Genomic DNA, 24231 nt, shown 5'->3' on the forward strand with positions numbered 1-24231 from the left:
CTCGTCCGGCTCCCCGGCCCGTTGTCGGACCCGGCGGTTATCGTGCCGGGGTGCTGACTGTGACCAGTGTGAATGTGAACGGACTGCGGGCCGCCGCCAAGAAGGGCTTCGTGGAGTGGCTCGCCGTGACCGAGGCGGAGGTGGTCTGCCTCCAGGAGGTGCGCGCCGAGCCGGGGCAGCTGCCGCCCGAGGCGGGGGCGCCCGAGGGCTGGTCCGTGGTGCACGCCCCGGCCGCGGCCAAGGGGCGGGCCGGGGTCTCCCTCTACAGCCGCCGGGAGCCGGACCGGGTGCGGATCGGCTTCGGCGCCGAGGAGTTCGAGAGCAGCGGGCGGTATGTGGAGGTGGACCTGCCGGGGGTCACCGTGGCCAGCCTGTATCTGCCCTCCGGTGAGGTCGGCACCGAGCGGCAGGAGGAGAAGTGGCGGTTCATGGCCGCCTTCCGTGCCCATCTCGACGCGCTGCGGCTGAGCGCCGCGGCCGACGGGCGGGAGGTCCTGGTCTGCGGCGACTGGAACATCGCGCACCGCGAGGCCGACCTCAGGAACTGGCGGGCCAACCGGAAGAACTCCGGGTTCCTGCCCGAGGAGCGCGAGTGGCTCGGCGCGGTCTTCGGCGAGGGGGAGGGCGAGGGCGGCTATGTGGACGTGATGCGCCGCCTGCACCCGGACGTCGAGGGCCCGTACTCCTGGTGGTCCTACCGGGGCCAGGCCTTCGACCGGGACACCGGCTGGCGCATCGACTACCACGTCGCCACCCCGGGCCTCGCGGAGCGCGCCCTCAAGGGCCGGGTGGAGCGGGCCGCCAGCCATGCCGAGCGCTGGTCGGACCACGCCCCGGTGACGGTGACGTACGGGAGCTGAGGCGGTCCCCGGCGGCGGGCCGGGCTCCGGTCGCCCGGGCCGCCCGGTGCGACCGCGCCGCGTCCCATCCCGCCGCGCCGCGCCCGAGACCTCCGCGCCGCGCCTACTCCTCCGGACCGTCCTGCGGTCGCCGCGCCGCCGCGTCCTGGCGGCGCTTGTCGAACTCCTCGGCGAAGCGGCGGTCCATCGCCATGGAGAGTTCCGCCTCCACGATGGACTTGGCCATCGGGCGCATCTCCTGGACCTCCTCCAGGGAGGCGTGGGCGAGGGCCATGTCGGCGAAGATCGTGACCAGGGCCTCCGCGTGCCGCCGTACCTCGGTGGCCCCGCGCAGCACCTCGGCGAGCGGGATGCCCCGGCCGACCAGGTCCGAGGAGAGGTCCAGCAGGCGGCGGCTGACGTGCACGAACTCGGTGCCCGAGGTGCCGAGGTAGCCGAGTTCGAGGGCGGCGGCGAGGTTCTCCGGGGTGACGTCGTCGGCGAAGTAGTCGAAGAGTTCCTCGGGGGTGAGGCGGACCGGGGTCTCCTCGGTGGGGGCGCCCAGGCCGAGCAGGTCGCCCACGTCGCGGCCGTTGTCGAAGGCCTCGGCCAGCTCCGCGATGCCGCTCAGGGTGTGGCCGCGCTCCAGGAGGGCCGAGATGGTGCGCAGCCGGTCCAGGTGGCGGTCGTCGTACCAGGCGATGCGGCCCTCGCGGCGGGGCGGCGGGATCAGCCGGCGTTCCCGGTAGAAGCGCAGGGTGCGCACCGTGATGCCCGCCAGTCTGGCCAGCTCGTCCACCCGGTACTGCTGTTCCTCCATCGCCACCCTCGCAGCTTAGGCGGTGTCCGGGGTCCGCCTCAGGGCCCGCGGGAGAGCCCGCCGCCCGCACCGGGGGCGCCGGGACCGCCGCGAGCGGGCGCCGCGTACTGCCGGAAACCGTCGTTTCCGCAGGTCCGGACCTGGTTCACCTACCCGCGGTAACTTTTCCGGCCGGAACCCTACCCACCAGTTAACTCCTGCCTTACTCTCCCATTGTGCCAGTGGTTACTGGCAAGGTTTATGGGGCCGCACGCGAGGAGGAGCCGATGAGCGGGCACGAGCACGAGCATGTACGGGTGGCGGTGATCGGTTCCGGTTTCGGCGGACTCGGCGCCGCCGTCCGGCTGCGCCGCGAGGGCATCACGGACTTCGTGATCCTGGAGCGGGCGAGCGGCGTCGGCGGCACCTGGCGGGACAACAGCTACCCGGGCTGCGCCTGCGACGTCCCCTCGCACCTGTACTCCTTCTCCTTCGCACCCAACCCGGACTGGCCGCGCACCTTCTCCGGCCAGCGGCACATCTGGGAGTACCTGGAGTACGTCGCCGACACCTTCCGGCTCCGCCCGCACCTGCGCTTCGACTCCGAGGTGAAGCTCGCCCGCTGGGACACCGAGAAGCTGTGGTGGGAGCTGGAGACCGCGAGCGGCACCCTCACCGCCGATGTGGTCGTCTCGGCGACCGGGCCGCTGTCCGACCCGAAGATCCCCGCCATCCCCGGCCTGGACTCCTTCCCCGGCAAGGTCTTCCACTCCGCCCGGTGGGACCACGACTACGACCTGCGCGGCAAGCGGGTCGCCATGATCGGCACCGGTGCCTCGGCGATCCAGATCGTGCCCGCGATCCAGCGGGACGTCGCCCGGCTCACCCTCTTCCAGCGCACCCCGCCGTGGGTGATGCCCCGGGTGGACCGGAAGATCACCGCGCCCGAGCGCTGGCTGCACCGGCAGCTCCCGGCCAGCACCAAGCTGCGCCGCGGCATCCTCTGGGGCATCCGCGAGCTCCAGGTGCAGGCCTTCACCAAGCACCCCGGGGAACTGGGCCTGGTGGAGAGCCTCGCCAAGGCCAATATCGCCCGCGCCGTGCGCGACCCCGAGCTGCGCCGCAAGCTCACCCCGGACTACCGCATCGGCTGCAAGCGCATCCTGCTGTCGAACAGCTACTACCCGGCGCTCGCGCGCCCCAATGTCGATGTCGTGGCCTCCGGGCTCACCGAGGTCCGCGGCTCCACCGTGATCGCCGCCGACGGTACCGAGACCGAGGTCGACGCGATCGTCTTCGGCACCGGCTTCCACGTCACGGACATGCCGATCGCGGAGCGTGTGGTGGGCGCCGAGGGCCGCACCCTCGCCGAGAGCTGGGCCGAGAACGGCATGGCGGCGCTGCGCGGCGCGACCGCCGGCGGCTTCCCGAACCTGATGACGGTCATCGGCCCGAACACCGGCCTCGGCAACTCCTCGATGATCCTCATGATCGAGTCCCAGCTGAACTACCTCGCCGACTACCTCCGCCAGCTGAACGTCCTCGGCGGCCGCGCCGCCCTCGACCCGCGCCCCGAAGCCGTCGGGCGCTGGAACGACTTCGTCCAGCAGCGCATGGAGCGCACCGTCTGGAACACCGGCGGCTGCAACAGCTGGTACCTCGACGCCTCCGGCCGCAACACCACCGTCTGGCCGGGCACCACCGCCGAGTTCCGCCGCGCCACGCGCTATGCCGACCTCGCCGAGTACGACATCCTGCGGCCGCCCGTGAAACAGGGGACGGACGCGACCACCACCACCCAGGGCACCGCCAAGGCCGAGCGCGGCCGGGCCCGGAAGCAGGAGAGTGCCGCATGAGCCGCGCCCCGCACGTGACCTCGGGCCCCTTCGCCCCGCCGGAGCCGCGGCGGCGGGTGACCGCGACCTCCGCGGACGGCGCCGTCATCCACGCCGAGGTGCACGGCCCCGACCGGGCGCCCGCGGTCGTCCTCGTCCACGGCTGGACCTGCTCCACCGCCTTCTGGGCCGCCCAGATCCGCGACCTCGCGGCCGACCACCGGGTCATCGCCTACGACCAGCGCGGCCACGGCCGCACCCCGCAGGTCCCCGGCGGCTACCGCACCGAACTCCTCGCCGACGACCTCGAAGCGGTGCTCCGCGCCACCCTCGCCCCCGGTGAGCAGGCCGTCCTCGCCGGGCACTCCATGGGCGGCATGACGATCATGGCGGCCGCCCGGCGCCCCGCGCTCCGCGAGCACGCCGCCGCGGCACTGCTCGCCAGCACCGGCTGCTCCCAGCTGGCCCAGCGCTCCACGGTGCTGCCGCTGCGGGAGGGCAGGATCCGTACCCGCCTCACCCGGCAGATCCTCGCCGCCCGGCTGCCGCTCGGCCCGGTCACCCCGCTCGCCAGGGCCGCCCTGCGCTACGCCACCATGGGCCCCGGCACGGTCAGGGAGAAGGTGGAGGCCAGCGCCCGTATCGTGCACGCCTGCCCGACCCGGGCCCGGCACGACTGGGGACTGGTCCTCAGCACCCTCGAACTCACCGACCACGTGGCCGACCTGGCGGTGCCGACCGCCGTGGTCGCCGGCACCGCCGACCGCCTCACCCCGCCGGTGAACGCCCAGGGCCTGGTCGCCGTCCTGCCGAACTGCGTCGGGCTGCTGGAGCTGCCCGGCGTGGGCCATATGTCGCCCATCGAGGCGCCGGAGGCGGTCAACGACCGTATCCGCGAACTCACCACCGCATACCTGCCTGCCAAGGAGGCCGCCGCATGAGCCGCAAGAGTCTGGACGGACAGGTCGCTGTCGTCACCGGAGCCGCCCGGGGTGTCGGCGAGCTGCTCGCCCGCAAGCTCTCCGCGCGAGGCGCGAAGATCGCGCTGGTCGGCCTGGAGGAGGACGAGCTGAAGCGGGTCGCCGCCCGGCTGCACACCGACAGCGACCACTGGTACGCCGATGTCACCGACCACGCCTCGATGGCCCGGGTCGCCGAGCAGGTCAAGGCCCGCTTCGGCCGCGTCGACATCGTGGTCGCCAACGCCGGGGTGGCCACCGGCGGCCCCTTCGTCGACTCCGACCCCGAGTCCTGGCGCCGGGTGATCGAGGTCAACCTCATCGGCTCCGCCGTCACCGGCCGCGCCTTCCTGCCCGCGCTCGTCGAGAGCCGCGGCTATCTGCTCCAGATCGCCTCGCTCGCCGCGATCACCCCCGCCCCGATGATGTCCGCGTACTGCGCCTCCAAGTCGGGGGTGGAGGCGTACGCGCACAGCCTGCGCGCCGAGGTCGCGCACAAGGGCGTCAAGGTCGGCGTCGGCTACCTCTCCTGGACCGACACCGACATGGTGCGCGGCGCCGACCGCGACGACGTGATGCGCGAACTGCGCCAGCGGCTGCCCTGGCCGATGAACAAGACCTATCCGCTCGGCCCGGCCATCGACCGGATCGTCACCGGCGTCGAGCGCCGCGCCACCCATGTCTACGCCCAGTGGTGGCTGCGCGGCATGCAGTCGGTGCGCGGTTATCTGCCGGGCGTCATCGGCACCTTCGGCCCGCGCGAGGTGCGCAAGGTCGAGGGGCGCGCCGGCCAGATCTCCCGCGGCCTGGTCGGCGCGGGCGGCGAGGCCGACGAGCAGACGCGGTCGGCACGCGGCTCGGCTTGAGGGCTGGGGCTTGAAGCCCACGAGGTGAGGGCTGAGGGCTGAGGTCTGAGACCTGGAGTCCGCGGGGTGAGGGCTGAGGGCTGAGGTCTGAGCCGGAGTCCGGGGGCGGGGAGCCGCGCGCGCTGTGGGGGCGGGCGCGGCTCCTGCCTCGCTCCCGGGGCGCCCGCGCCCTCGCCTCACCAGGGCGAATTGATCGAAATGCACGAGATGTCCGCCCGTGGCAGTCTGGTCGAGGCCCGACCGCCCAAGACCCCACGGGAGGGGACTCGATGAGCCTCAGGGACCAGTTCAGGATCAAGGCCGACCAGCTGGCCGCCCGCGCCGAGGAACAGCCGCGCGACACCAAGGACCAGCCCGGCACCCGCGCCACCCCGCGCCCCGACCCCCGCCCCGGCACCCGCCGCGAGGACCGGCACGAACGCACCCCGCTGCGCGCCGAGCGCCCCGACGAGCTGTACGAGGCCTGAGCGACGAGCTGCGAAAGCGCCTGAAGGGCCTGAGCGGGGCATCCGCCAAGGTCCCGCGCCCGCGCCTTCTCCACCGCGCCCCCTCCCGTACGTGACATCCGTACGGGAGGGGGTGCGGCTGTCTGCCCTCGGCTCCCCTTCCGCCCCTCTTCCTTTCCGGCCCTCTTGCGACCCCGGCCCTCTTGCGACCCCCGGTCCTACGCCTTCTCCTCCTGCCCGGGGTCCTCGCCGTCGCTGCCCCGGTCCGAGGTGCCCGGCCGGGGTGGCAGCGGCGGGCGGCGGCGGTCCGGGACGGCGCTGTAGTCGGGCGGGGAGGCGGCGGGCTCCTTGGCGAGCAGGTCGAGGGCGACCCAGACCGCGTCGTCGAGCTGGGCGTGGCGGCCCTCGGCCCAGTCGAGCGGGGTGCGCAGCGCGTCGATGTCGGGCTCGACCCCGTGGTTCTCGATGGACCAGCCGTAGGCGTCGAACCAGGCCGCGTTCATCGGCACCGTGATCACGCTGCCGTCGCCGAGCCGGTGCCGCCCGGTCATGCCGACCACCCCGCCCCAGGTGCGGCTGCCCACCACGGGGCCGAGCCCGAGCAGCTTGAAGGCCGCGGTGATCATGTCGCCGTCGGAGGAGGTGGCCTCGTCGGCGAGGGCGACCACCGGGCCGCGCGGGGCGTTGGAGGCGTACGAGACGGGCTGGGCGTCGCGGGTGAGGTCCCAGCCGAGGATGGTGCGGGTCAGCTTCTCCACCACGAGTTCGCTGATGTGGCCGCCCGCGTTGCCGCGCACGTCCACGATCAGGGCGGGGCGGGAGACCTCCATCCGCAGATCGCGGTTGAACTGGGCCCAGCCGGAGCCGCCCATGTCGGGGATGTGCAGGTAGCCGCACTTGCCGCCGCTCAACTGCCGTACCACGGCCCGGCGTTTGGCCACCCAGTCCTGGTAGCGCAGCGGGCGCTCGTCCACCAGCGGGACCACCGCGACCCGGCGGGTGCGGCCGCCGCCCTCGGCCGGGCGGAAGGTCAGCTCGACGGTGGTGCCGCCCGCCGCGGCGAGCAGCGGGAAGGGGCCCGCGTCCGGGTCGACCGGGCGGCCGTCGACATGGGTGAGCGCCGCGCCCTCGCGGATCCCGGTGCCGGCCAGCGGGGAGCGCGCCTTGGAGTCCGAGGAGTCGCCCGGCAGGATCCGGCTGACGTACCACTCGCCGTCCCGGGGGACCAGGTTGGCGCCGAGCAGGCCGATGGCGCGCTGGTAGTGCGGGGGCCCCTCGTTGCGCCGGGCGGGGGCGACGTACGCGTGCGAGGTGCCCAGCTCGCCGAGGACCTCGCGCAGCAGATCGGCGAACTCGTCCGGGGAGGCGACCCGTTCGACCAGCGGACGGTACTGGTCGAGCACCGCGGGCCAGTCGATGCCGCACATCTCCGGTTCCCAGAAGAACTCCCGGATGATGCGGCCCGCCTCGTCGAAGGACTGCCGCCACTCGGCGGGCGGGTCGACCTCGTGCAGGATGCGGCGCAGGTCGATCCAGACGGTGGCGTCGAGGTCGCCGGGGTCGCCCGCGGGCACCGAGCGCAGTTCGCCCTCGTCGACCAGGACGAGCCGCCCGCCGTTCCCGCTGACCGCGAACCAGTCGAGGTGGCCCAGGAGTTCGGTCTTGCGCGCGCGGCCGAGGTCGAACTGCTCCAGGGTGGGCCGCCCCGAGGTGTCCGTCGGATTGACGAAGGTCTCGCCGAGCGCCCCGGAGATCGGCCAGCGCAGCCAGACCAGGCCGCCGCCCGCGACCGCGCTCAGCGCGGAGTACTTGGAGGCGGCGACCGGGAAGGGCACCACCCGGTTCTCCAGGCCCTCGATCTCCACGTGCACGGTGCCGTCCCCGGCCGCCGCCCCGCTCGGGTCGAGGCCGCCGGGCACCGGGCGGCCGTCCGGGGAGAGCGCGAAGGGGGACAGGGTCGCCGAGGAGAGCGGGACGAGATAGGGGCGGCAGCCGAGCGGGAAGGAGAGGTCGCCGGTGTGCACGTCGTAGACCGGGTCGAAGCCGCGCCAGGAGAGGAAGGCGAGAAAGCGGCCGTCGCGGGTGAAGACCGGATTCTCGTCCTCGAAGCGGCCGTTGGTGACGTCGACGATGGTCCGGTCCTTGATCCGCGCCATCTTGATCTGCCGCAGCGAGCGCCCGATCCCCGGGTGCGACCAGGTCAGCCAGGCCCCGTCCGGGGAGAAGGCGAGATCGCGTACGGGGCCGTTGACGGACTGGATCAGCTCGGTGACGGGGCCGGGATCGGGGGTCCTGGGATCGCCGGTCCTGGGGACGCTGGTCCTGGGGTCGCCTGTCCTGGGATCAGCGGTCCCGGGATCGCCGGTCCCGGGATCGCCGGTCCCGGGATCGCCGGTCCCGGAATCGGTGGCCCTGGGATCAGTGGTCCGAGGGCCAGTGGTCCCGGGCTCCTCGCCCTCCGGCTCCTCCGCCCTTGCCGCGTCCTCTGCCCCTGCCGCGTCCCCCGCCCCCGCTTCCTCTCCCGCCCCCGCTTCCTCCTCCGCCTCCCACTCCTCGATCTGGTCGATCTCCTCGATCCCCGCGGCCAGTTCCTCCCCCTGCTCCTCCGCCGAGGTCGCGACGAGGAGCAGGCGGCCGTCGTTGGTGGCGACGGCGAGGCGTTCGCCGGTCGGGTCGGAGACCATCTCCAGGACCCGGCCGAGCTGCCCGGCGGCCACCCGGCGCGGGGGCCACTCACCGGTGGCGCGCGGCAGGAAGGCGATCTCGATGGCCTCCTCGCCCTCCGCGTCCGTCACATAGGCGATCTGCCCGCCGTCGCCGAGCATCTCCGGGAGCCGGACCCGTACCCCCGGGGTGTCGGAGATGGTGCGGGCCGGGCCGTCGCGGTGGGTGAGCCAGTACAGGCTGCCGCGTACGGTGACGGCGCTCGCGCGGCCGGTGGCGTCCACCGCGAGGCCGTCGACGTTCTGGGCGGCGGGCACCTGGTAGCTGCGGCGGCCCGCCCGGGGGCCGCCGAGGCGGATGTCCAGGCGGCGGGCGCGGGAGTCGGCGGTCAGCTCGTCCACCAGCCAGATCTCGCCCGCGCACTGGTAGACGACGCGGTGGCCGTCCGAGGAGGCGTTGCGGGCGTAGAAGGCGTCGTGGTCGGTGTGGCGGCGCAGGTCGCCGCCGTCGGGCAGGACCGAGTAGAGGTTGCCGACGCCCTCGTGGTCGGAGAGGAAGGCGATCCGCCCGCCGACGAACATCGGTGACTCCAGATGCCCGTCGAGCGAGGGGAGCAGCCGCCGGCCGTGCAGCCACAGGCGGCCCGTCGCCCCGCCCCGGTAGCGCTTCCAGGCGGCGGGCTCGTGCGGCGGCTTGCCGGTGAGCAGGAGGGTCTTCTCCTCGCCCCCGTGCTCGCAGATCGCGATGTCGGAGACCGGGCCCCAGGGCAGCTTGCCGCCCGCGGAGCCGTCGGTGGGCACCTTGTGGGCCCAGGCGAAGTACGAGAAGGGCTGGCCGTGCGAGGCGACGGCGAGGATCTCGCCCTGCGGGCTCCAGCCGCAGACCCGGGTGTCCACGCTGCCCCAGTAGGTGAGCCTGCGGGCGGGACCGCCGCCGACCGGCGCGAGGTGGATCTCCGGGTCGAGGCTGCGCCAGGTGGTGAAGGCGATCTGGCTGCCGTCGGGCGAGAAGCGCGGGTGGCTGACCTTGGTCCGGTCGACGGTCAGCCGCCAGGCCCGGCCTCCGGGCGCGCCCTCGGCGGTCAGCGGGGCGAGCCAGAGATCGTCCTCGGCGGCGAAGCAGAGCAACTCGCCGCTGAGGTGCGGGAAGCGCAGATACCCGGGGGCGTCCCCGTCCGCGCGGCCGTCCTCGCGGCGCCGCCGGGCGGACGGCTCGGCGAGCTGCTCGGCCGTCTCCTCGGTGGACTCACTCACCCCACCCATGCTTTGCCCGGCGCCTGGGACCGGCAACTCGTGGGAGCGGGGGCCGGGCACGAGGGGCGACCGGCCTTCGCGGGCGTTTCGGGCGGGGTGAGACACCTCACCTCGAATCCCCCTCGAAACTGTTCCGTTTCGCTGGGGGGAGGACGTAGGCTCGGTGTACGAAACCGTTTCGTTCAGAAGTGTGGATCAGAAGCGTCGAGAAGTTCCGCGAGGGCCGCCGGTCCGGCAGTACGTGCAGGACCGGCCCCGGGCGGACATCGGCAGGAGGGGGTGAGGACGGTGACGGCGGAGGCAGTATCGCGCCGCAGCCGGATCACGCCGGAGCGCGAGGCCGAGCTGTACGGCGCCGTGCTCGACCTGCTGCGCGAAGTCGGCTACGACGGCCTCACCATGGACGCCGTGGCGGCCCGCACCCGGTCCAGCAAGGCCACGCTCTACCGCCAGTGGGGGAGCAAGGCCGAGCTCGCCGTCCGGGCACTCCGCAGCCAGAAGCGGGTGAACCTGGAGGACGTGGACACCGGGAGCCTGCGGGGCGACTTCCACCGGATCGTGGAGAGCGAGGACGACTGCCGGATGGAGGAGGACTCCGCGCTGATGCGGGGACTCGCCATGGCCGTCCACGCCAACCCCGATCTGCACAAGGCCTTCCGCGAGCTGATGGTCGCCCCGGAGGTCACCGGCCTCGGCCGGGTGCTCCAGCGGGCCGTGGACCGGGGCGAGGTCGGTGCGGACAACCCCGCGCTGCCCTACGTGGTCCACATGCTCATCGGTGCCTATGTCGCCAGGGACCTGGTCGACGGCCGGCCCCTGAACCAGTCCTTCCTCCGTGACTATGTCGACTCCGTGGTCCTCCCCGCCCTCGGCGTCTGACCCCTCCTAGACCCCCGCGCGCTCCCCTCGCGCAACCGCCCGGCGTACTCCGCTCCTGTCGCCAGGTCACCCACCCCTGCCCTGTTGGACCTCAACTGACCGGGAGTTCACCTCCGTGGCCACGTACCTGTACAAGCTCGGCCGGCTCGCCTTCAGGCGCCGGCGCTGGTTCGCCCTGATCTGGGCCGCGCTGCTCGCCCTCGCGGTCTTCGGCGCGGCCAAGGCCCCCTCGCCGGGCGCCACCGGCTTCTCGATCCCGGGCACCGAGGCGCAGCGCGCCTTCGACCTGCTGGAAGAACGATTCCCCGGCTCCAGTGCCGACGGTGCCCAGGCCCGCGTGGTCTTCCAGGCGCCGGACGGCGAGAAGATGACCGACCCCGCGAACAAGAAGGTCATAGCGGACACGGTCAAGGAGCTCGGCTCCGGTTCCGAGGTGGACTCCGTCTCCGACCCGTTCAAGGCGGCCGGGGTCAGCAAGGACCGCAGCACCGCCTACACGCAGGTGACGTACAAGGTCACCAGCATGGAGCTGGAGGAGTCCTCCCGCGAGGCGCTGGAGAAGTCCGTGGAGGACGCCCGCAGCGGCGGGCTCGCGGTCGAGGTCGGCGGTGACGCCCTCCAGGCCACCCCGGAGACCGGCAGTACCGAGATCATCGGCATCGCCATCGCCGCGGTCGTCCTGGTGATCACCTTCGGCTCGCTGCTCTCGGCGGGGCTGCCGCTGCTGACCGCGCTGATCGGGGTCGGCGCCGGAGTCTCCGGCATCGCCGCGCTGTCCAGCACGCTCAACCTCGACCAGAACACCTCCACCCTGGCCACGATGATCGGCCTGGCGGTCGGCATCGACTACGCCCTGTTCATCGTCTCCCGCTACCGCGCCGAACTCGCCGAGGGGCGCGGCAAGGAGGAGGCCGCGGGACGGGCCGTCGGCACCGCGGGCTCCGCGGTGGTCTTCGCCGGACTCACCGTGGTCATCGCCCTGGTCGGCCTCTTCGTGGTGAACATCCCGATGCTCACCAAGATGGGCGCCGCCGCGGCCGGCACGGTCGCCGTCGCGGTCCTCATCGCGCTGACCCTGATCCCGGCCCTGCTCGGCTTCGCCCAGAAGCGGGTCCGCCCCGCGGGCGAGAAGTCCAAGCTGCTCGGCGGCGGCCGCGAGAAGTCCGCCGAGAAGGCCGCCCGGCCGAACATGGGCACCCGCTGGGCGCGGTTCGTGGTGCGCCGCCCGATCATGGTGCTGCTCGCGGGCGTGGTCGCCCTCGGCGCGATGGCGGCGCCCGCGGCCTCGCTGGAGCTGGGCCTGCCGGACGACGGCTCCCAGCCCACCAAGACCACCCAGCGCAAGGCCTACGACATGATCTCGGAGGGCTTCGGACCGGGCTACAACGGCCCGCTGATGATCGCCACCGACCTCAAGGGCTCCGGTGACCCGAAGGCCGCCGCGGGCGAGGCCGCCAAGAAGATCGCCGGTGTCGACGGCGTCGGCCCGGTCACCAAGCCGGTCCTGAACAAGGCGGGCGACGCCGCGACCTTCATGGCGGTGCCCGACTTCAAGCCCAGCAGCAAGGAGACCGAGGACGTCGTCCACGCCATCCGCGACGCGGGCCCCGGCATCGAGGCGGACAACGGCGCCGAGATCATGGTCACCGGCAGCACGGCCATGAACATCGACGTCTCGCAGAAGCTCAACGACGCGCTGGTGCCGTATCTGGCCCTGGTCGTCGGGCTCGCCTTCCTGCTCCTGATGATCGTCTTCCGCTCGGTGCTCGTCCCGCTCAAGGCGGCGCTCGGCTTCCTGCTCTCGGTCCTCGCGGCCCTCGGCGCGGTCGTCGCGGTCTTCCAGTGGGGCTGGCTCGGCGGTCTGTTCGGGGTCGAGGAGACCGGCCCGATCATGTCGATGATGCCGATCTTCATGGTGGGCGTGGTCTTCGGCCTCGCGATGGACTACGAGGTCTTCCTGGTGACCCGGATGCGGGAGGCCTACGTCCACGGCGAGGAGCCCAAGCAGGCGGTCGTCACGGGCTTCAGGTACGGGGCCCGGGTGGTCACCGCCGCCGCGATCATCATGATCGCCGTCTTCGCCGGGTTCATCGGCTCCACCGAGCAGATGATCAAGATGATCGGCTTCGGCCTCGCGATCGCGGTCTTCTTCGACGCCTTCCTCGTACGGATGGCGATCGTGCCCGCGGTCCTGGCGCTGCTCGGCCGCTCGGCCTGGTGGCTGCCCGGCTGGCTGGCCAAGGTGCTGCCGAACGTCGACGTCGAGGGCGAGGGCCTCAGCAAGCTCGACGAGGGCCGCGGCGACCAGGACGACCCGGACGCGGAGAAGGAGCTGGTCCGCGCCTGACCCGGACCGGGTCCCGGGCGGCGGCGCTGTCGCCCGGGACCCGGTCCGGCCGAGACCGCCGGGGCCGCCGTCAGGGCGGGCAGGTCCCGGCACCGCACCGCCCGTGGGGACGGGGACGGTGCGCCACAGGAACCCGGTGGCAGTGTGAGCGGCACTGGCACCGGGTTCCGGCGTGTGCGGGGGCCCCGGCCGTACCGGACCCGGCGGCGGCTCAGCGCAGGATCGGCGTCGGCGTCGGATAGGTGAGGCGCAGGAAGCGCACCAGGGCCGCTATGTCGAACTGGACCATCGCCACGGTGTGCCCGTTGTGCCGCTCGACCATGGCCTGCACCCGGCCGCAGGGCCAGACGCGGAAGTCCCCGCTGTCCACCGGGCCCCGCATCCCGCGCTCCAGGAGATCCCGCCCGAAGACCCAGTCCTCCACATGCTCGCCGGAGCCGCGGAAGCTGAGCCGGATGTCCCCGGGGGCGGCGTCGGGTTCGTAGCGCAGAGTGACCGGGATGGAGCGCGGGTCCTCGGCGGAATCCGTGACGATGCGGGCGCGGAGGTTCTTCTTGATGGCCTGGGGCATCGGTGCGGCTCCCTTGACTTGCCGTCGTCGGGCAGGTGGCACCCGCCGGTCCCGCCCGGACGCGATCGCCCTGCCCGGACCGGCGGCACCCGCCGCCTCGGTCACGCCCTGTCCGCCCCGTCTTCGAGGACATGGCCCCTGCGACTGGTGAGGTTCACCCTCCAATGTGACATAGGTGCATTTCGTCCTTCCACTCCGGTTGGGCCCCTGGAGTGGAAGGGCGGCCGGTACGGGTTCCGGGTGCGCGCGGGGTCCGCGCCGCCTCCGCCCCGGGTCGGGGAGCGGGGCCGCCGTGCCCCGAGGGGTCCAAGTGCCGTGAGGTGCGCGGCTGTTGGCCCGATCCCCCAACTGGCCTGCGCCCGCTCTTGCAAAGTCTTCGCAAGAGAGCACTATCATCAGACGGCTGTCCTCACAGCCAGGGCCCCGGCCCGCCGCCCGCGGCTCGACCGAGCCGCTGTCCCCGCCCCCAGCGCGTGCTCGCCCGAAGCCGTGCGACGCCCGACCGTCCCCGATGCCCGGAAGCGGTGCAGCCATGCATGTCCCCGATGGATTCATCAACGCCCCCGTCTCCGCCGCCACCGGCGTCGTCGCCGTGGCCGCGGTGGCGGTCGGGCTCAAGGGCGCCCGCCGGGAGCTGGCGGCCTCCGGGCCCGCGCTCGGCGGCGCGGAGCGCACGGCGCCGCTCGCGGGCCTCGTCGCCGCGTTCATCTTCGCGGTGCAGATGCTGAACTTCCCGGTGGCCGCGGGCACCAGCGGCCACCTCCTCGGCGGGGCGCTCGCGGCGATCCTGGTCGGCCCGTACACCGGCGTCCTGTGCGTCTCGGTGGTCCTGCTGATGCAGGGGCTGCTCTTCGCGGACGGCGGGCTCACCGCGCTCGGCGTGAACATCACCAACATGGCCCTGGTGACCGTCGTCGTCGCCTACGCCCTCTTCCGCGCGCTGCTCAAGGTCCTTCCCCGGCGCCGCAGTTCGGTCACCGCGGCCTCCTTCGTCGCCGCCCTCGTCTCGGTGCCGGCCGCCGCCCTCGCCTTCACGCTGATGTACTGGCTCGGCGGCACCACCGAGGTCCCGGTCGGCAAGGTGGCGACCGCGATGGTCGGCGTGCACGTCCTGATCGGCATCGGCGAGGCCCTGATCACCGCTGCCACCGTCAGCGCCGTACTCGCCGTCCGGCCCGACCTGGTCCACGGCGCCCGGGGCCTGTCCGTCCCGCTGAAGCTGCGCGTCGGCGGCGAACTCGTCGACGCCCCGGCCGCCGCCCCGGCCCCCGCGCCCGCCGCCTCGGGTCCGCACCCGCGCAAGGTCTGGATCGGCGGTCTGATCGCCTCGCTGCTGCTCGCCGGCTTCGTCAGCTTCTACGCCTCCGCGAACCCCGACGGCCTGGAGAAGGTCGCCTCCGACAAGGGCATCGACAAGAAGGCCGAGGAGCACGACATCGCGGACTCGCCGCTCGCCGACTACGGCGTCAGCGGCATCGACAACACCCGCCTCGCCGGAGGCCTCGCGGGCGTGATCGGCGTCGGCGGCACCGTCCTCCTCGGCAGCGGCGTCTTCTGGGCGGTACGCCGCCGCCGGACCACCGGCACCCCGCCCGCCGGGACCGCCTCGGCGACCGCCGCGGGGACGAGCGGCCCCACCGACCGCGAAGCCGTCTGAGATGGGCGCCGGCCACTCCCACAAGCTCTACCGCCACGGGCACTCGGTGGTGCACCGGCTCCCGGCCCACTGCAAACTCGCCGCGGTCTTCTGCTTCGTCCTCGTGGTGGTCTCCACCCCGCGCACCGCCATGTGGGCCTTCGCCCTCTACGCGGCGCTGCTCGGCGCGGTGGCGGCGGCGGCCCGGGTGCCCGCCGGATTCCTCGCGAAGCGGCTCCTGATCGAGGTGCCCTTCGTCGCCTTCGCCGTCCTGCTGCCCTTCGTCGCCGAGGGCGAGCGGGTGGACGTCCTCGGGCTCTCGCTCAGCGTCAACGGGCTCTGGGGCGCCTGGAACGTCCTCGCCAAGGGCACCCTCGGCGTCGCCGCCTCGGTGCTGCTCGCCGCCACCACCGAACTGCGCGAGGTGCTGCTCGGGCTCCAACGCCTGGGCCTGCCCTCGCTGTTGGTGCAGATCGCCGCCTTCATGCTCCGCTACGGCGAGGTGATCACCGACGAGATGCGCCGGATGCGGCTCGCCCGCCTCTCCCGCGGCTTCGAGGCCCGGGGCGTACGGCACTGGGGTGTGCTCGCCAAGTCGGCGGGCGCGCTCTTCATCCGCTCCTACGAACGCGGGGAGCGCGTCCACCTGGCGATGCTCAGCCGCGGCTACACCGGGGCGATGCCGGTGATCGACCGGATCACCGCCTCCCGCGCCCAGTGGTCGTACGCCCTCGCGCTGCCCGCCCTGGCGCTGGTGGTCTGCGTCCTCGGCTGGACGCTGTGAGCCGGGCCCGCGCCCGGAGCGCCCGGCGGCCCGGGCCGGACCCGGCGCTGTGAGCCGCGAGACACCCGCTGGCCCGCACCCCGCCCCGTCTGCTGGGATGGAGGGTGTGACCGCACCCCTCTCGCTCGAAGTGTCGAAGCTCGCCTTCGCCTACCCGGACGGCCACCAGGCCCTCTTCGGCGTGGACCTGGCCCTCGCCGCCGGGGAGCGGGTGGCCCTGCTCGGCCCCAACGGCGCCGGGAAGACCACCCTCGTCCTGCACCTCAACGGCATCCTCGGCGGCGGCCACGGCACCGTGCGGGTCGCGGGCCTCCCGGTCGACCGCGGCAACATGGCGGAGATCCGCCGCCGGGTCGGCATCGTCTTCCAGGACCCCGACGACCAGCTCTTCATGCCGACGGTGCGCGAGGACGTCGCCTTCGGTCCCGCGAACGCCGGGCTCAGGGGCGCCGCTTTGGAGGAGCGGGTACGGGAGGCGCTGGAGCGGGTCGGCATGACCGCCTACGCGGACCGGCCGCCGCACCACCTCTCCTTCGGCCAGCGCCGCCGGGTCGCGGTGGCCACCGTGCTCGCGATGCGCCCCGAGATCCTCGTCCTGGACGAACCCAGCTCCAACCTCGACCCCGCCTCCCGGCGCGAACTCGCCGACATCCTGCGGTCCTTGGACGTCACCGTGCTGATGGTCACCCACGACCTGCCGTACGCCCTCGAACTCTGCCCGCGCGCGGTCATCCTCTCCGAGGGTGTCATCGCCGCCGACGCCCCCACCGCCGAACTCCTCGCCGACCAGGAGCTGATGGCGAGCCACCGCCTCGAACTCCCCTTCGGCTTCGACCCCGGAAGCACCCGCCGATGAGCACCGAACAGCCCCCGACCGAGCAGCCGCCGGCGAACCGGCCCGCGACCGAACGGCCCCCGGCCGCTCGCTCCGCAGCCGAACAGCCCGTACCCGCAGGGCAGTCGACCCCCGCCCCGGTGACCGTGCACGGCACCACCGCCCCCGGCTGGGAGCCGGTGCGCGAGGCCTTCGCCCGCAACTTCCCGGTGTACGGGGAGCGCGGCGCCGCCGTCACGGTGTACCGGCACGGGCGCCCGGTGGTCGATCTCTTCGGCGGCGTACGGGACTTCGACGCCGCCGGGCCCGGTGCCGCGTCCTGGGAGCACGGCACCGCACAGATCGTGCGCTCGGCGACCAAGGGCGTGGCCGCCGCCGTGCTCCTCGCCCTCGCCGAGCGCGGCCTGCTCGACCTGGACGCCCCGGTGGCCGCCTACTGGCCCGAGTTCAAGGCCCACGGCAAGCAGCACACCCTGGTCCGCGACGTCCTCGCCCACCGCACCGGGGTCGTCGTCCTCGACCCGCCGCTGACCCCCGCCCAGGCCGCCGACCAGGACCTCGGCGCCGCCGCGGTCGCCGCCCGGCGCCCCGACTGGGAGCCCGGCACCGACCACGGCTACCAGGCGCAGACGTACAGCTGGCTGACCAATGAACTCGTGCGCCGCGTCACCGGGTCGAGCGTGGGGGAGTGGGCCGCCGCGCACTTCGCGGAGCCGCTCGGGCTCGACCTCTGGCTGGGGATGCCCGCCGCCGAGCAGCACCGCGCCGGACGCATCGGCCCGGTCACCGCACCCGAGAAGGGCGGCGGCCTCAGGCTCCGCGCCAAGCGCGACGTCGCCGAGGCCTATAGCGACCCCGCCAGCCTCACCCGCCGCGCCTTCGGCGCCATCGACCCGGCGCCCGACGAGAACGACCCCGCCTACCGCGCCGCCTGCCTCCCCGCCTCCGGCGGCATCGCCACCGCCCCCGCGCTGGCCCGCTTCTACGCCGCCCTGATCGGCCGAGTCGACGGCCACCGGCGCCTGTTGAGCGCCGAGACGGTCGACCGCGCCCGAGCGGTGGCCGCCGCAGGGCCCGACCGCGTCCTGGTCGTCGCCACCCGCTTCGGCCTCGGCTGGATGCTGCACGGCCCCGCCTCGCCCTTCCTGGACACCGGCTCCTTCGGCCACCCCGGCCGCGGCGGCGCCCTCGGCTTCGCCGACCCCGAACACGGCATCGCCTTCGGCTACGTCACCAACGGCCTCCAGAAGGGCGTCACCGCCGACCCGCGGGCGCAGGGGCTGGTACGGGCGGTGCGGGGGGTCCTGGCGGACCAGGGCGAGGCCTTCGGCACCTGAGGCGCCGCCGGGTCCGCCGCCGCGCTCACTCCCCGGCCGGGGCCGCCGGGCTCGTCGGCGCCGTCGCGTCCGGGGATGCCGCGCCCCCGCCTTCGCCGCCCCTGTCGCCCGCGCCCCCGCCGCCTCGGTCGTAGTCGAGTACGGCGTCGAGGTACTCGCCTATGGCGTCCCGGTTGTGCGTCAGGAACCGGATGCGCTCGGTCATCCGGTCGCGCTCGTGCCGCAGGGTGGCGATCATCTCCGGGGTGGCGTCCCGGAAGTAGATGGTCCGGGGCTTGTCGAGGCAGGGCAGGATCTGCTTGATGATGCGGGTCGGCAGTCCGGCGTCGAGCAGTCCCCGGATCTGCCGGACGCGGTCGACGAAGCGCTCGTCGAACTCGCGGTAGCCGTTGGCGCCGCGGGCGGCGGCGATGAGGCCCTGCTCCTCGTAGTACCGCAGCAGCCTGCGGGAGGTGCCGGTGCGCTCCGACAGCTCTCCGATGCGCATGTGACCCACCTCATACGGTGCTGCTTTGACCTTCTCATCAGTGTGAAGGTTCGACGATATCCGTCGACCGAAGCCGCCGTACAGCCCAGGCCCGAGGTGAACCCCGATGGACAACCAGCTCTTCGACTACAGCCCCATCGTCGAACGCGAGCCGCTGCACTGGCCGGGCGGCGCCCGGGTCGCCTTCTACCTGGGGCTGAACGTCGAGCACTACCAGGTCGACCGCCCCTCCACGAGCATCTTCGCCGACACCCGGACCCTCTCCCCGGACCCGCTCAACTACGGCTGGCGGGACTACGGGCCCCGGGTCGGCATCTGGCGGCTGATCGACAGCCTGGACCGCCACGGCCTGCGGGCCAGCGTGATGCTCAACTCCGATGCGGCCGCGCACTATCCGCAGATCATCGAGGCCGGCCTGGAGCGCGACTGGGTCTGGGCCGCGCACGGCAGGAACAACTCCATCCTCCAGGCCGACATGGCCGAGTCCGAGGAGCGCGCCTACCTGACCGAGGTGATCGGCACCATCGAGAGGGCGACCGGCCGCCGGCCGCGCGGCTGGCTCGGCCCGGCGCTCACCGAGACCTTCCGGACCCCGGAACTCCTCGCCGAGCTGGGCCTGCGGTACGTCCTCGACTGGGCGAACGACGACCAGCCGTACCGGCTGAGGGTGCCGGGCATGCTGAGCGTGCCGTACTCGATCGAGATCAACGACGTGCAGATGTTCGTCGGCAAGAGCCTCAGCGGCCCCGACTTCCTCCAGATCGTCAAGGACCAACTCGACCAGCTCTACGAGGAGTCGGCGGACAGCGGCCGGGTGATGTCCCTCGTCCTGCACCCCTTCGTCATCAACCAGCCCTTCCGCCACCGGTATCTGGACCGGGCGCTCGCCCACATCGCGAACCACCCCGGCGTCTGGCTGACCACCAGCGACGAGATCGCCGACCACTACGCCCGTACGACCGCGCCGGCGGCCGGAGCGGCCACCGGCGCGGAGCGGGGGTGACGTTCGGCGATGAGGGCGTGAACTCCCGCTGGAACGGGCGCCCTTGAGGCCGCGGGGAGGCTGCGCCCGCCGACCTGACCCTCCGTCAGCCCCCGGCCCGCAGCACCGCCGCCACCACGGGCCCGGCCGAGTCGCCGCCGTGGCCGCCCGCCTGGACCACGGCGGAGGCCGCCAAGTCGCCCTTGTACGCGGTGAACCAGCCGTTCGGCTCCTGCTGGCCGTCCACCTCCGCCGAACCGGTCTTCGCGCCCATGTCGCCGCCGACCGAGGCCATCGCCTGGGCCGCCGTACCCGAGGTCGCGGTGTAACGCATCAGCTCCCGCAGGGACTTGACCGTGCCGCTCGCCATGGTGCGGGAGGCCTTGGCCAGGGCGCGGTTGTCGAGTTCGGGGGAGACCAGGTAGGGCTGGCGGAAGGTGCCGGTGCTCGCGGTGGCGGCGACCGAGGCCATGTTGAGCGGGTTCATGCGCACCGCGCCCTGGCCGATGAGGGAGGCGGCCATCTGCGCGTCGCTCTGCACCGGGACCGCGCCGTCGAAACTCGGCACCCCGATCGCCCAGTTGTCGCGGCCGAGCCCGAAGACCTCCTGGGCCTGCGCGGTCAGGTCGCCGTCGGACAGCTTCGGCGCCTGGCTGATGAAGGCGGTGTTGCAGGAGCGGGCGAAGCTGGCGAGGAAGGGGCCGTCCTTGATCTCGAACTTGTCGTCGTTCTGGAACTTCCAGCCGCCGTAGGTGAAGTACTTGGGGCAGGGGTGCTTCCGGTTCACCTCCGCGAGCTTCTTCTCCAGGAGCATCGAGGAGGTGATGACCTTCATCGTGGAGCCGGGCGCGAGGGAGCCCTGCAGGGCCGTGTTGAAGCCGGCGGGCTCGGAGTTGGCGACCGCGAGGATCTCCCCGGTGCTCGGCCTGAGCACCACCACCGAGGCCTTCTTGCGGCTCGCGACCTCCTTCTCGGCGGCGGCCTGGGAGGTCGCGCTCAGCGTCGTACGGACCGTGCCCGGGGTGCCCTCGGAGAGGGTGAGGAGCGTGGTGTCGGGCTGGTCCTCCTTGCCGCCCTTCTTGCCCGCGGCCGCCGCGCCCTTCTTGTCCTTGCCGTCCTCCTCGCCGTGCACGGCACGCAGTTCGATGCCCGCCTGGCCGCCGGACTTCTCGCCGTACTTCTCGCGCAGCCCGTCGACCACATTGGCCAGCGAGGGGAACTTCTTCGTGTCCAGCTCCTTGCCGTCCCGGTCGACCGCCTTGACGGGCGGCGTGCCCGCCTCCCCGGTCAGCAACCGGTCGTGCTCGCCCCGCAGTTGGGGATGGAGCACCGAGGGCGCCCAGCCGACGAGCACCTTGCCGTCGGCGGGCCTGCGCACCACGCTCAGCTTCGACTCGTACGCCAGCGGCTTGCGCTTTCCCCCGTACGAGACCTCCGCCTTCACCGAGAAGGGGACCGTGCTGCCGCTCGCCCGGCCCGGGGTCAGCCGCACCTTGGCGATACGGCCCTCCTCGCGGTAGCCGGTGAGCGCGGCGCGGGCGGCCTTCGCGTCGTCGGTGCCCGCGGCGGCGGCGCCGGTGTCACCGCGCTGCCAGGCGTCCAGGAAGGCGCGGGCGGCGGTGCGTACGCCCTCGGGGGAGGGCGGCAGGTCGGTCAGCGGCGGCTTGCCGTCGGCGCTGGTGCCGCCGCCGTCCGCGAGGGCGTACCCGCCGAGGGCGCCCCCGGCCACGATCACGGCGAACACCGCGCCCCACAGCACCGGTCGCGTTCCCCGGCCCGTCCCGTCGCTTCGTCTCTGCCCCACGTGTCCCTGCCCCTTGCCCTCATGGCCCGTACGCCCCCGGACACAGGCCAGGACGTGACGCGAGCTGTCAAAAAGGATGCCGCCGCCCCGGGCTGTCCGTCCGGGGGTGCGCGGCCCGGGCACTCGACTGTCCCGGCCGCCGCCGACCGGGCCCACGATAGGCCCGGTGACCGTGCGGGGTCAGCCGCCTGCCCGCAGTGTGAGCAAGCCGTTTCCGTCCTGGGACCTGAAGGGGCGCGGCGGCTCCGGCCGCCGCCTCGGTTCCTCCGTGTCTCAACTCCCGTGCGCCTCAGGGCCGTACGCCTCCTCGGCGCCGCAACGAGCCCGCGCCCAGGTGCCGTTACTCGTGCGAGCTGATCACGCCGCCCGAACTGAGCACGATGTAGATGCCGTTGGCGACGACCCCGGTGTCCCGCTCGTTCGCGTCCAGCATGGCGACCTCGCCGTCGTGGCCGAGGATCTGCGCGCGGTAGCGGCCCTCACCGGCCTTCGTCACCTTGGCCTTCCAGTCGCCCGCGAGCTCGAAGGTGCCCGGGCCCTGGTGCTCGCCGCCCATCCAGGAGCGGACGTCGCCGCCCATCGTGAGCACCACGTACATGCCGTTGGCGTCCAGCCCGGCGTCGTGCTCGCCGGTCTCCAGGGTGGCGAGGAGGTCACCGTCGTTCACGATCTCGGCGCGGTGGCGCTGACCGCCGAGGGCGTAGATCTTGGCGGTGCTGCCGTCCACCAGCTTCTGGGTACGGGACGGGGTGCCCTTCGCGGCCGTGGCGGACGGCGCGGCGGTGCGGTCCTCGGCGGGCGTCCCGCTCTGCCCGCCGTCCGGGGTCCTGCCCGCACCGGAGCCGCCGGAGCCCTTGGAGGCACCCCCGTCGCCGGTGGACCGGGAGGCGGAGTCCTGCTTCGCGGGCGCGGCGCCCTCGTCCTCGCTGTCGCCCTGGCAGGCGGTCAGCGCGAGGGCCGCCGCGGCGGCGAGGGCCACCAGCCCCGCGGAACGGGCGGTGCGGGCGGAACGGGCGGTGCGGCGAGTACGGCGAGTGGTCATGAGTGGAGCCCCCCAAGGGCGATCGGGATGCGTGGCGCCTCCGTCTGCTCCCGCAGGCCGGGCGCCGCAGCCGTGTGTCGCGGCTGTCTGTCGGTATCTGTCTGCCGCATCTGTCTGTCGCATCTGTGTGTTCGCTACATCCATGAAGAGGGCGTCCGGGAAGGAGTTGTTCACCGGGTTCTGTCCGCATTCGGTAACAAGGGGCGGTGCCCGGTGAGGGCGGTCCGGGCGACCGGAGGAATCGCGGTCCGGGCGGTCCGAGGCATCGGGCGCCGCCCCCGCCGGAACGCGCGCCGCACCGCCGCCCTCCCCCGGCCGCCGCTACGGATGCCGTCCCCGGGGGCCGGTGCTACAGATGGAGGGTGCGCAGACGCCGGCCCCGGACGCCGCGTGATCACGAGGCACTGCCCGCACGGCGGCGCGGTCGCTCGCGGGTACCGAGGGCGCGGACCCTCGCCGGTCAGGTCTTCCTGGTCGAGATGGTGATCGTGCTGCTGCTCGTCGCCGCCGGGGTGGCCGCCCTCGTGCTCCAGGCCCGGTCCACCACCACGGTCGACGCCCGCCGGGTCACCCGGGGCGTCGCCGAGTCCTTCGCGCACTCCCCGGGGCTGCTCGCCGCGCTGGACAGCCGCGACCCCTCGGCGGTGCTCCAGCCGCGTACCGAGGCGGTCCGCAAGGCGACCGGGGTGGACTCCGTGGTCATCCTCAGACCGGACTACCTCCAGCTGACCTCGCCGGACCCCGCGTACATCGGGCGGCCCTACACCCCGCCCCCCGAGGTGGAGAACGACGTGGAGCCCAAGCTGCGGGCGGGCCGCACGGTCACCTTCAGCTTCGACGAGCCCGGCTACGACGCGATCGCCACCGCGGTCCCCGTCTTCGGCCCGAACCGCGAACCCAAGGGCGCCGTCGTCGCCACCATCGCGGTCGAGCGGGTGGACGCGGTGGTCAACTCCAACCTCCCGGTGCTGCTCGGCGGCGCCGCCGGAGCGGTCGCCCTGGCCGCCGCCGGGACCGCCCTCGCCTCCCGGCGGCTGCTGCGCCAGACCCGCGGCCTCGGCCCGGCCGACATGACCAGGCTGTACGAACACCACCACGCGGTGCTGCACGCCGTACGCGAGGGCGTCCTGATCATCGGCGGCGACGGGCGCCTGATCCTCGCCAACGACGAGGCGCGGCGCCTGCTCGACCTGCCCCGCGACGCCGAGCGCCGCCGGGTGGACGAGCTGGGCCTCGACCCGGCGACCGTGCGCCTGCTGCTCTCGGACGAGGAGACCGGCGAGATCACCGACGGGGTGCACGCCGCCGGGGACCGCCTGCTCGCGGTGAACAAGCGCCCCACCGCCCCGTACGGCGGCTTCCCCGGCAGCGTGGTCACCCTGCGGGACTCCACCGAGCTGTACGAGCTCACCGGCCGCGTCGAGGTCGCCGGGCAGCGGCGGCAGCTCCTCTACGAGGCCGGGGCGGGCATCGGCACCACCCTGGACACCACCCGCACCTGCGAGGAACTGGCGGCGGTGGCGGTGCCGCGGTTCGCCGACATCGTCGCGGTGGACCTCCTGGAGGAGGCGGCCCCCGCCGGGCAACCGGAGGGCACCGGCGCCCGGCGGCTGCGGCGCGCGGTCCTGCACGGGGCCCGGGAGGGGGAGGCACTGAGCCCGGTCGGGGCGCGGGTCCCGCTGGTCACGGCGGCTTCGCAGGGGGAGGACACGGGGGACACGGGGGAGTACGGGCCGGAGGGCGAGGCCGGGGAGGAGCGGCGGCAGGGCGGCGCGGAGAACGGGCGGGAGGGCCCCGCGGGGAACGGGCGGGCGCCCGCGGCCGGACCCGCTGCGGCCGGGTCCGGGGAGCCCGCGGCCGGACCCG

19 protein-coding genes are annotated in these 24231 nt (G+C 73.6%); 13 read left to right on the plus strand and 6 right to left on the minus strand.

The window, feature by feature from the left end; genetic code table 11:
* The first annotated feature begins 59 nt into the window (after positions 1-59).
* Positions 60-860, plus strand: coding sequence for an exodeoxyribonuclease III (locus HFV08_RS19430; protein WP_168541032.1), 801 nt, complete (start codon positions 60-62; stop codon positions 858-860).
* A 103-nt stretch (positions 861-963) separates the two neighbouring features.
* Here HFV08_RS19430 and HFV08_RS19435 read toward each other — a convergent pair whose 3' ends face one another.
* Positions 964-1659: a MerR family transcriptional regulator gene (locus tag HFV08_RS19435; protein ID WP_168541033.1), complete on the minus strand. Its 696-nt coding sequence runs from the start codon at positions 1657-1659 to the stop codon at positions 964-966.
* Positions 1660-1925: 266 nt separating this feature from the next.
* Here HFV08_RS19435 and HFV08_RS19440 point away from each other — a divergent pair, with 266 nt between their 5' ends.
* From HFV08_RS19440 to HFV08_RS19455, 4 genes are all read left to right on the plus strand, one after another.
* Entirely contained in the window at positions 1926-3494 is a 1569-nt protein-coding gene (locus tag HFV08_RS19440) for a flavin-containing monooxygenase (RefSeq protein ID WP_168540990.1), read from the plus strand.
* Positions 3491-4414: an alpha/beta fold hydrolase gene (locus HFV08_RS19445; protein ID WP_168540991.1), complete on the plus strand. Its 924-nt coding sequence runs from the start codon at positions 3491-3493 to the stop codon at positions 4412-4414. The genes HFV08_RS19440 and HFV08_RS19445 overlap by 4 nt, the downstream gene beginning before the upstream one ends.
* Positions 4411-5298: an SDR family oxidoreductase gene (locus HFV08_RS19450; RefSeq protein ID WP_168540992.1), complete on the plus strand. Its 888-nt coding sequence runs from the start codon at positions 4411-4413 to the stop codon at positions 5296-5298. Before HFV08_RS19445 ends, HFV08_RS19450 begins: the two co-directional genes overlap by 4 nt.
* 269 nt (positions 5299-5567) lie before the next feature.
* Entirely contained in the window at positions 5568-5765 is a 198-nt protein-coding gene (locus tag HFV08_RS19455) for a hypothetical protein (protein ID WP_168540993.1), read from the plus strand.
* A 197-nt stretch (positions 5766-5962) separates the two neighbouring features.
* On the opposite strand, the gene HFV08_RS19460 is transcribed toward HFV08_RS19455, so the two are convergent.
* The gene (locus tag HFV08_RS19460; RefSeq protein ID WP_246341893.1) at positions 5963-9562 is read right to left on the minus strand and encodes a S41 family peptidase; all 3600 of its coding nucleotides are present in this window, start codon (positions 9560-9562) and stop codon (positions 5963-5965) included.
* A 387-nt stretch (positions 9563-9949) separates the two neighbouring features.
* On the opposite strand from HFV08_RS19460, the gene HFV08_RS19465 reads away from it, so the two are divergent.
* Entirely contained in the window at positions 9950-10540 is a 591-nt protein-coding gene (locus HFV08_RS19465) for a TetR/AcrR family transcriptional regulator (protein WP_040252466.1), read from the plus strand.
* Between the two features lie 115 nt (positions 10541-10655).
* Positions 10656-12887, plus strand: coding sequence for an MMPL family transporter (locus tag HFV08_RS19470; RefSeq protein ID WP_168540995.1), 2232 nt, complete (start codon positions 10656-10658; stop codon positions 12885-12887).
* Positions 12888-13098: 211 nt separating this feature from the next.
* On the opposite strand, the gene HFV08_RS19475 is transcribed toward HFV08_RS19470, so the two are convergent.
* Positions 13099-13458 carry an SsgA family sporulation/cell division regulator gene (locus HFV08_RS19475; protein ID WP_168540996.1) on the minus strand — a complete coding sequence of 120 codons (360 nt, stop codon included), beginning with the start codon at positions 13456-13458 and terminating at the stop codon, positions 13099-13101.
* Between the two features lie 532 nt (positions 13459-13990).
* Here HFV08_RS19475 and HFV08_RS19480 point away from each other — a divergent pair.
* The 4 genes from HFV08_RS19480 to HFV08_RS19495 all read left to right on the plus strand — a co-directional run bounded on the left by HFV08_RS19480 (position 13991) and on the right by HFV08_RS19495 (position 18050).
* Positions 13991-15115 carry an energy-coupling factor ABC transporter permease gene (locus tag HFV08_RS19480; RefSeq protein WP_168540997.1) on the plus strand — a complete coding sequence of 375 codons (1125 nt, stop codon included), beginning with the start codon at positions 13991-13993 and terminating at the stop codon, positions 15113-15115.
* Position 15116: 1 nt separating this feature from the next.
* Entirely contained in the window at positions 15117-15878 is a 762-nt protein-coding gene (gene cbiQ / locus HFV08_RS19485) for a cobalt ECF transporter T component CbiQ (RefSeq protein WP_168540998.1), read from the plus strand.
* Between the two features lie 97 nt (positions 15879-15975).
* Positions 15976-16734 carry an energy-coupling factor ABC transporter ATP-binding protein gene (locus tag HFV08_RS19490; protein WP_168540999.1) on the plus strand — a complete coding sequence of 253 codons (759 nt, stop codon included), beginning with the start codon at positions 15976-15978 and terminating at the stop codon, positions 16732-16734.
* A gap of 119 nt (positions 16735-16853) precedes the next feature.
* Entirely contained in the window at positions 16854-18050 is a 1197-nt protein-coding gene (locus HFV08_RS19495) for a serine hydrolase domain-containing protein (RefSeq protein WP_168541034.1), read from the plus strand.
* A 25-nt stretch (positions 18051-18075) separates the two neighbouring features.
* Here the strand turns inward: HFV08_RS19495 and HFV08_RS19500 are convergent, their stop codons facing one another.
* The gene (locus tag HFV08_RS19500) at positions 18076-18537 is read right to left on the minus strand and encodes a MerR family transcriptional regulator (protein WP_168541000.1); all 462 of its coding nucleotides are present in this window, start codon (positions 18535-18537) and stop codon (positions 18076-18078) included.
* 106 nt (positions 18538-18643) lie between these two features.
* Here HFV08_RS19500 and HFV08_RS19505 point away from each other — a divergent pair, with 106 nt between their 5' ends.
* Positions 18644-19540, plus strand: a complete 897-nt coding sequence (locus tag HFV08_RS19505) for a polysaccharide deacetylase family protein (RefSeq protein ID WP_168541001.1) — start codon at positions 18644-18646, stop codon at positions 19538-19540.
* 85 nt (positions 19541-19625) lie between these two features.
* Here the strand turns inward: HFV08_RS19505 and HFV08_RS19510 are convergent, their stop codons facing one another.
* Together HFV08_RS19510 and HFV08_RS19515 are read right to left on the minus strand one after the other, a co-directional pair.
* The gene (locus HFV08_RS19510) at positions 19626-21323 is read right to left on the minus strand and encodes a penicillin-binding transpeptidase domain-containing protein (RefSeq protein WP_168541002.1); all 1698 of its coding nucleotides are present in this window, start codon (positions 21321-21323) and stop codon (positions 19626-19628) included.
* Between the two features lie 340 nt (positions 21324-21663).
* Positions 21664-22365, minus strand: a complete 702-nt coding sequence (locus HFV08_RS19515; RefSeq protein WP_168541003.1) for a hypothetical protein — start codon at positions 22363-22365, stop codon at positions 21664-21666.
* A 362-nt stretch (positions 22366-22727) separates the two neighbouring features.
* Between HFV08_RS19515 and HFV08_RS19520 the strand changes: the two genes are divergently transcribed.
* The coding region (locus tag HFV08_RS19520) for a sensor histidine kinase (protein ID WP_512700960.1) at positions 22728-24231 on the plus strand (1504 nt) is incomplete at its 3' end.

The organism is Streptomyces physcomitrii, from assembly GCF_012273655.1.
Taxonomy (GTDB): Bacteria; Actinomycetota; Actinomycetes; order Streptomycetales; family Streptomycetaceae; genus Streptomyces; species Streptomyces physcomitrii.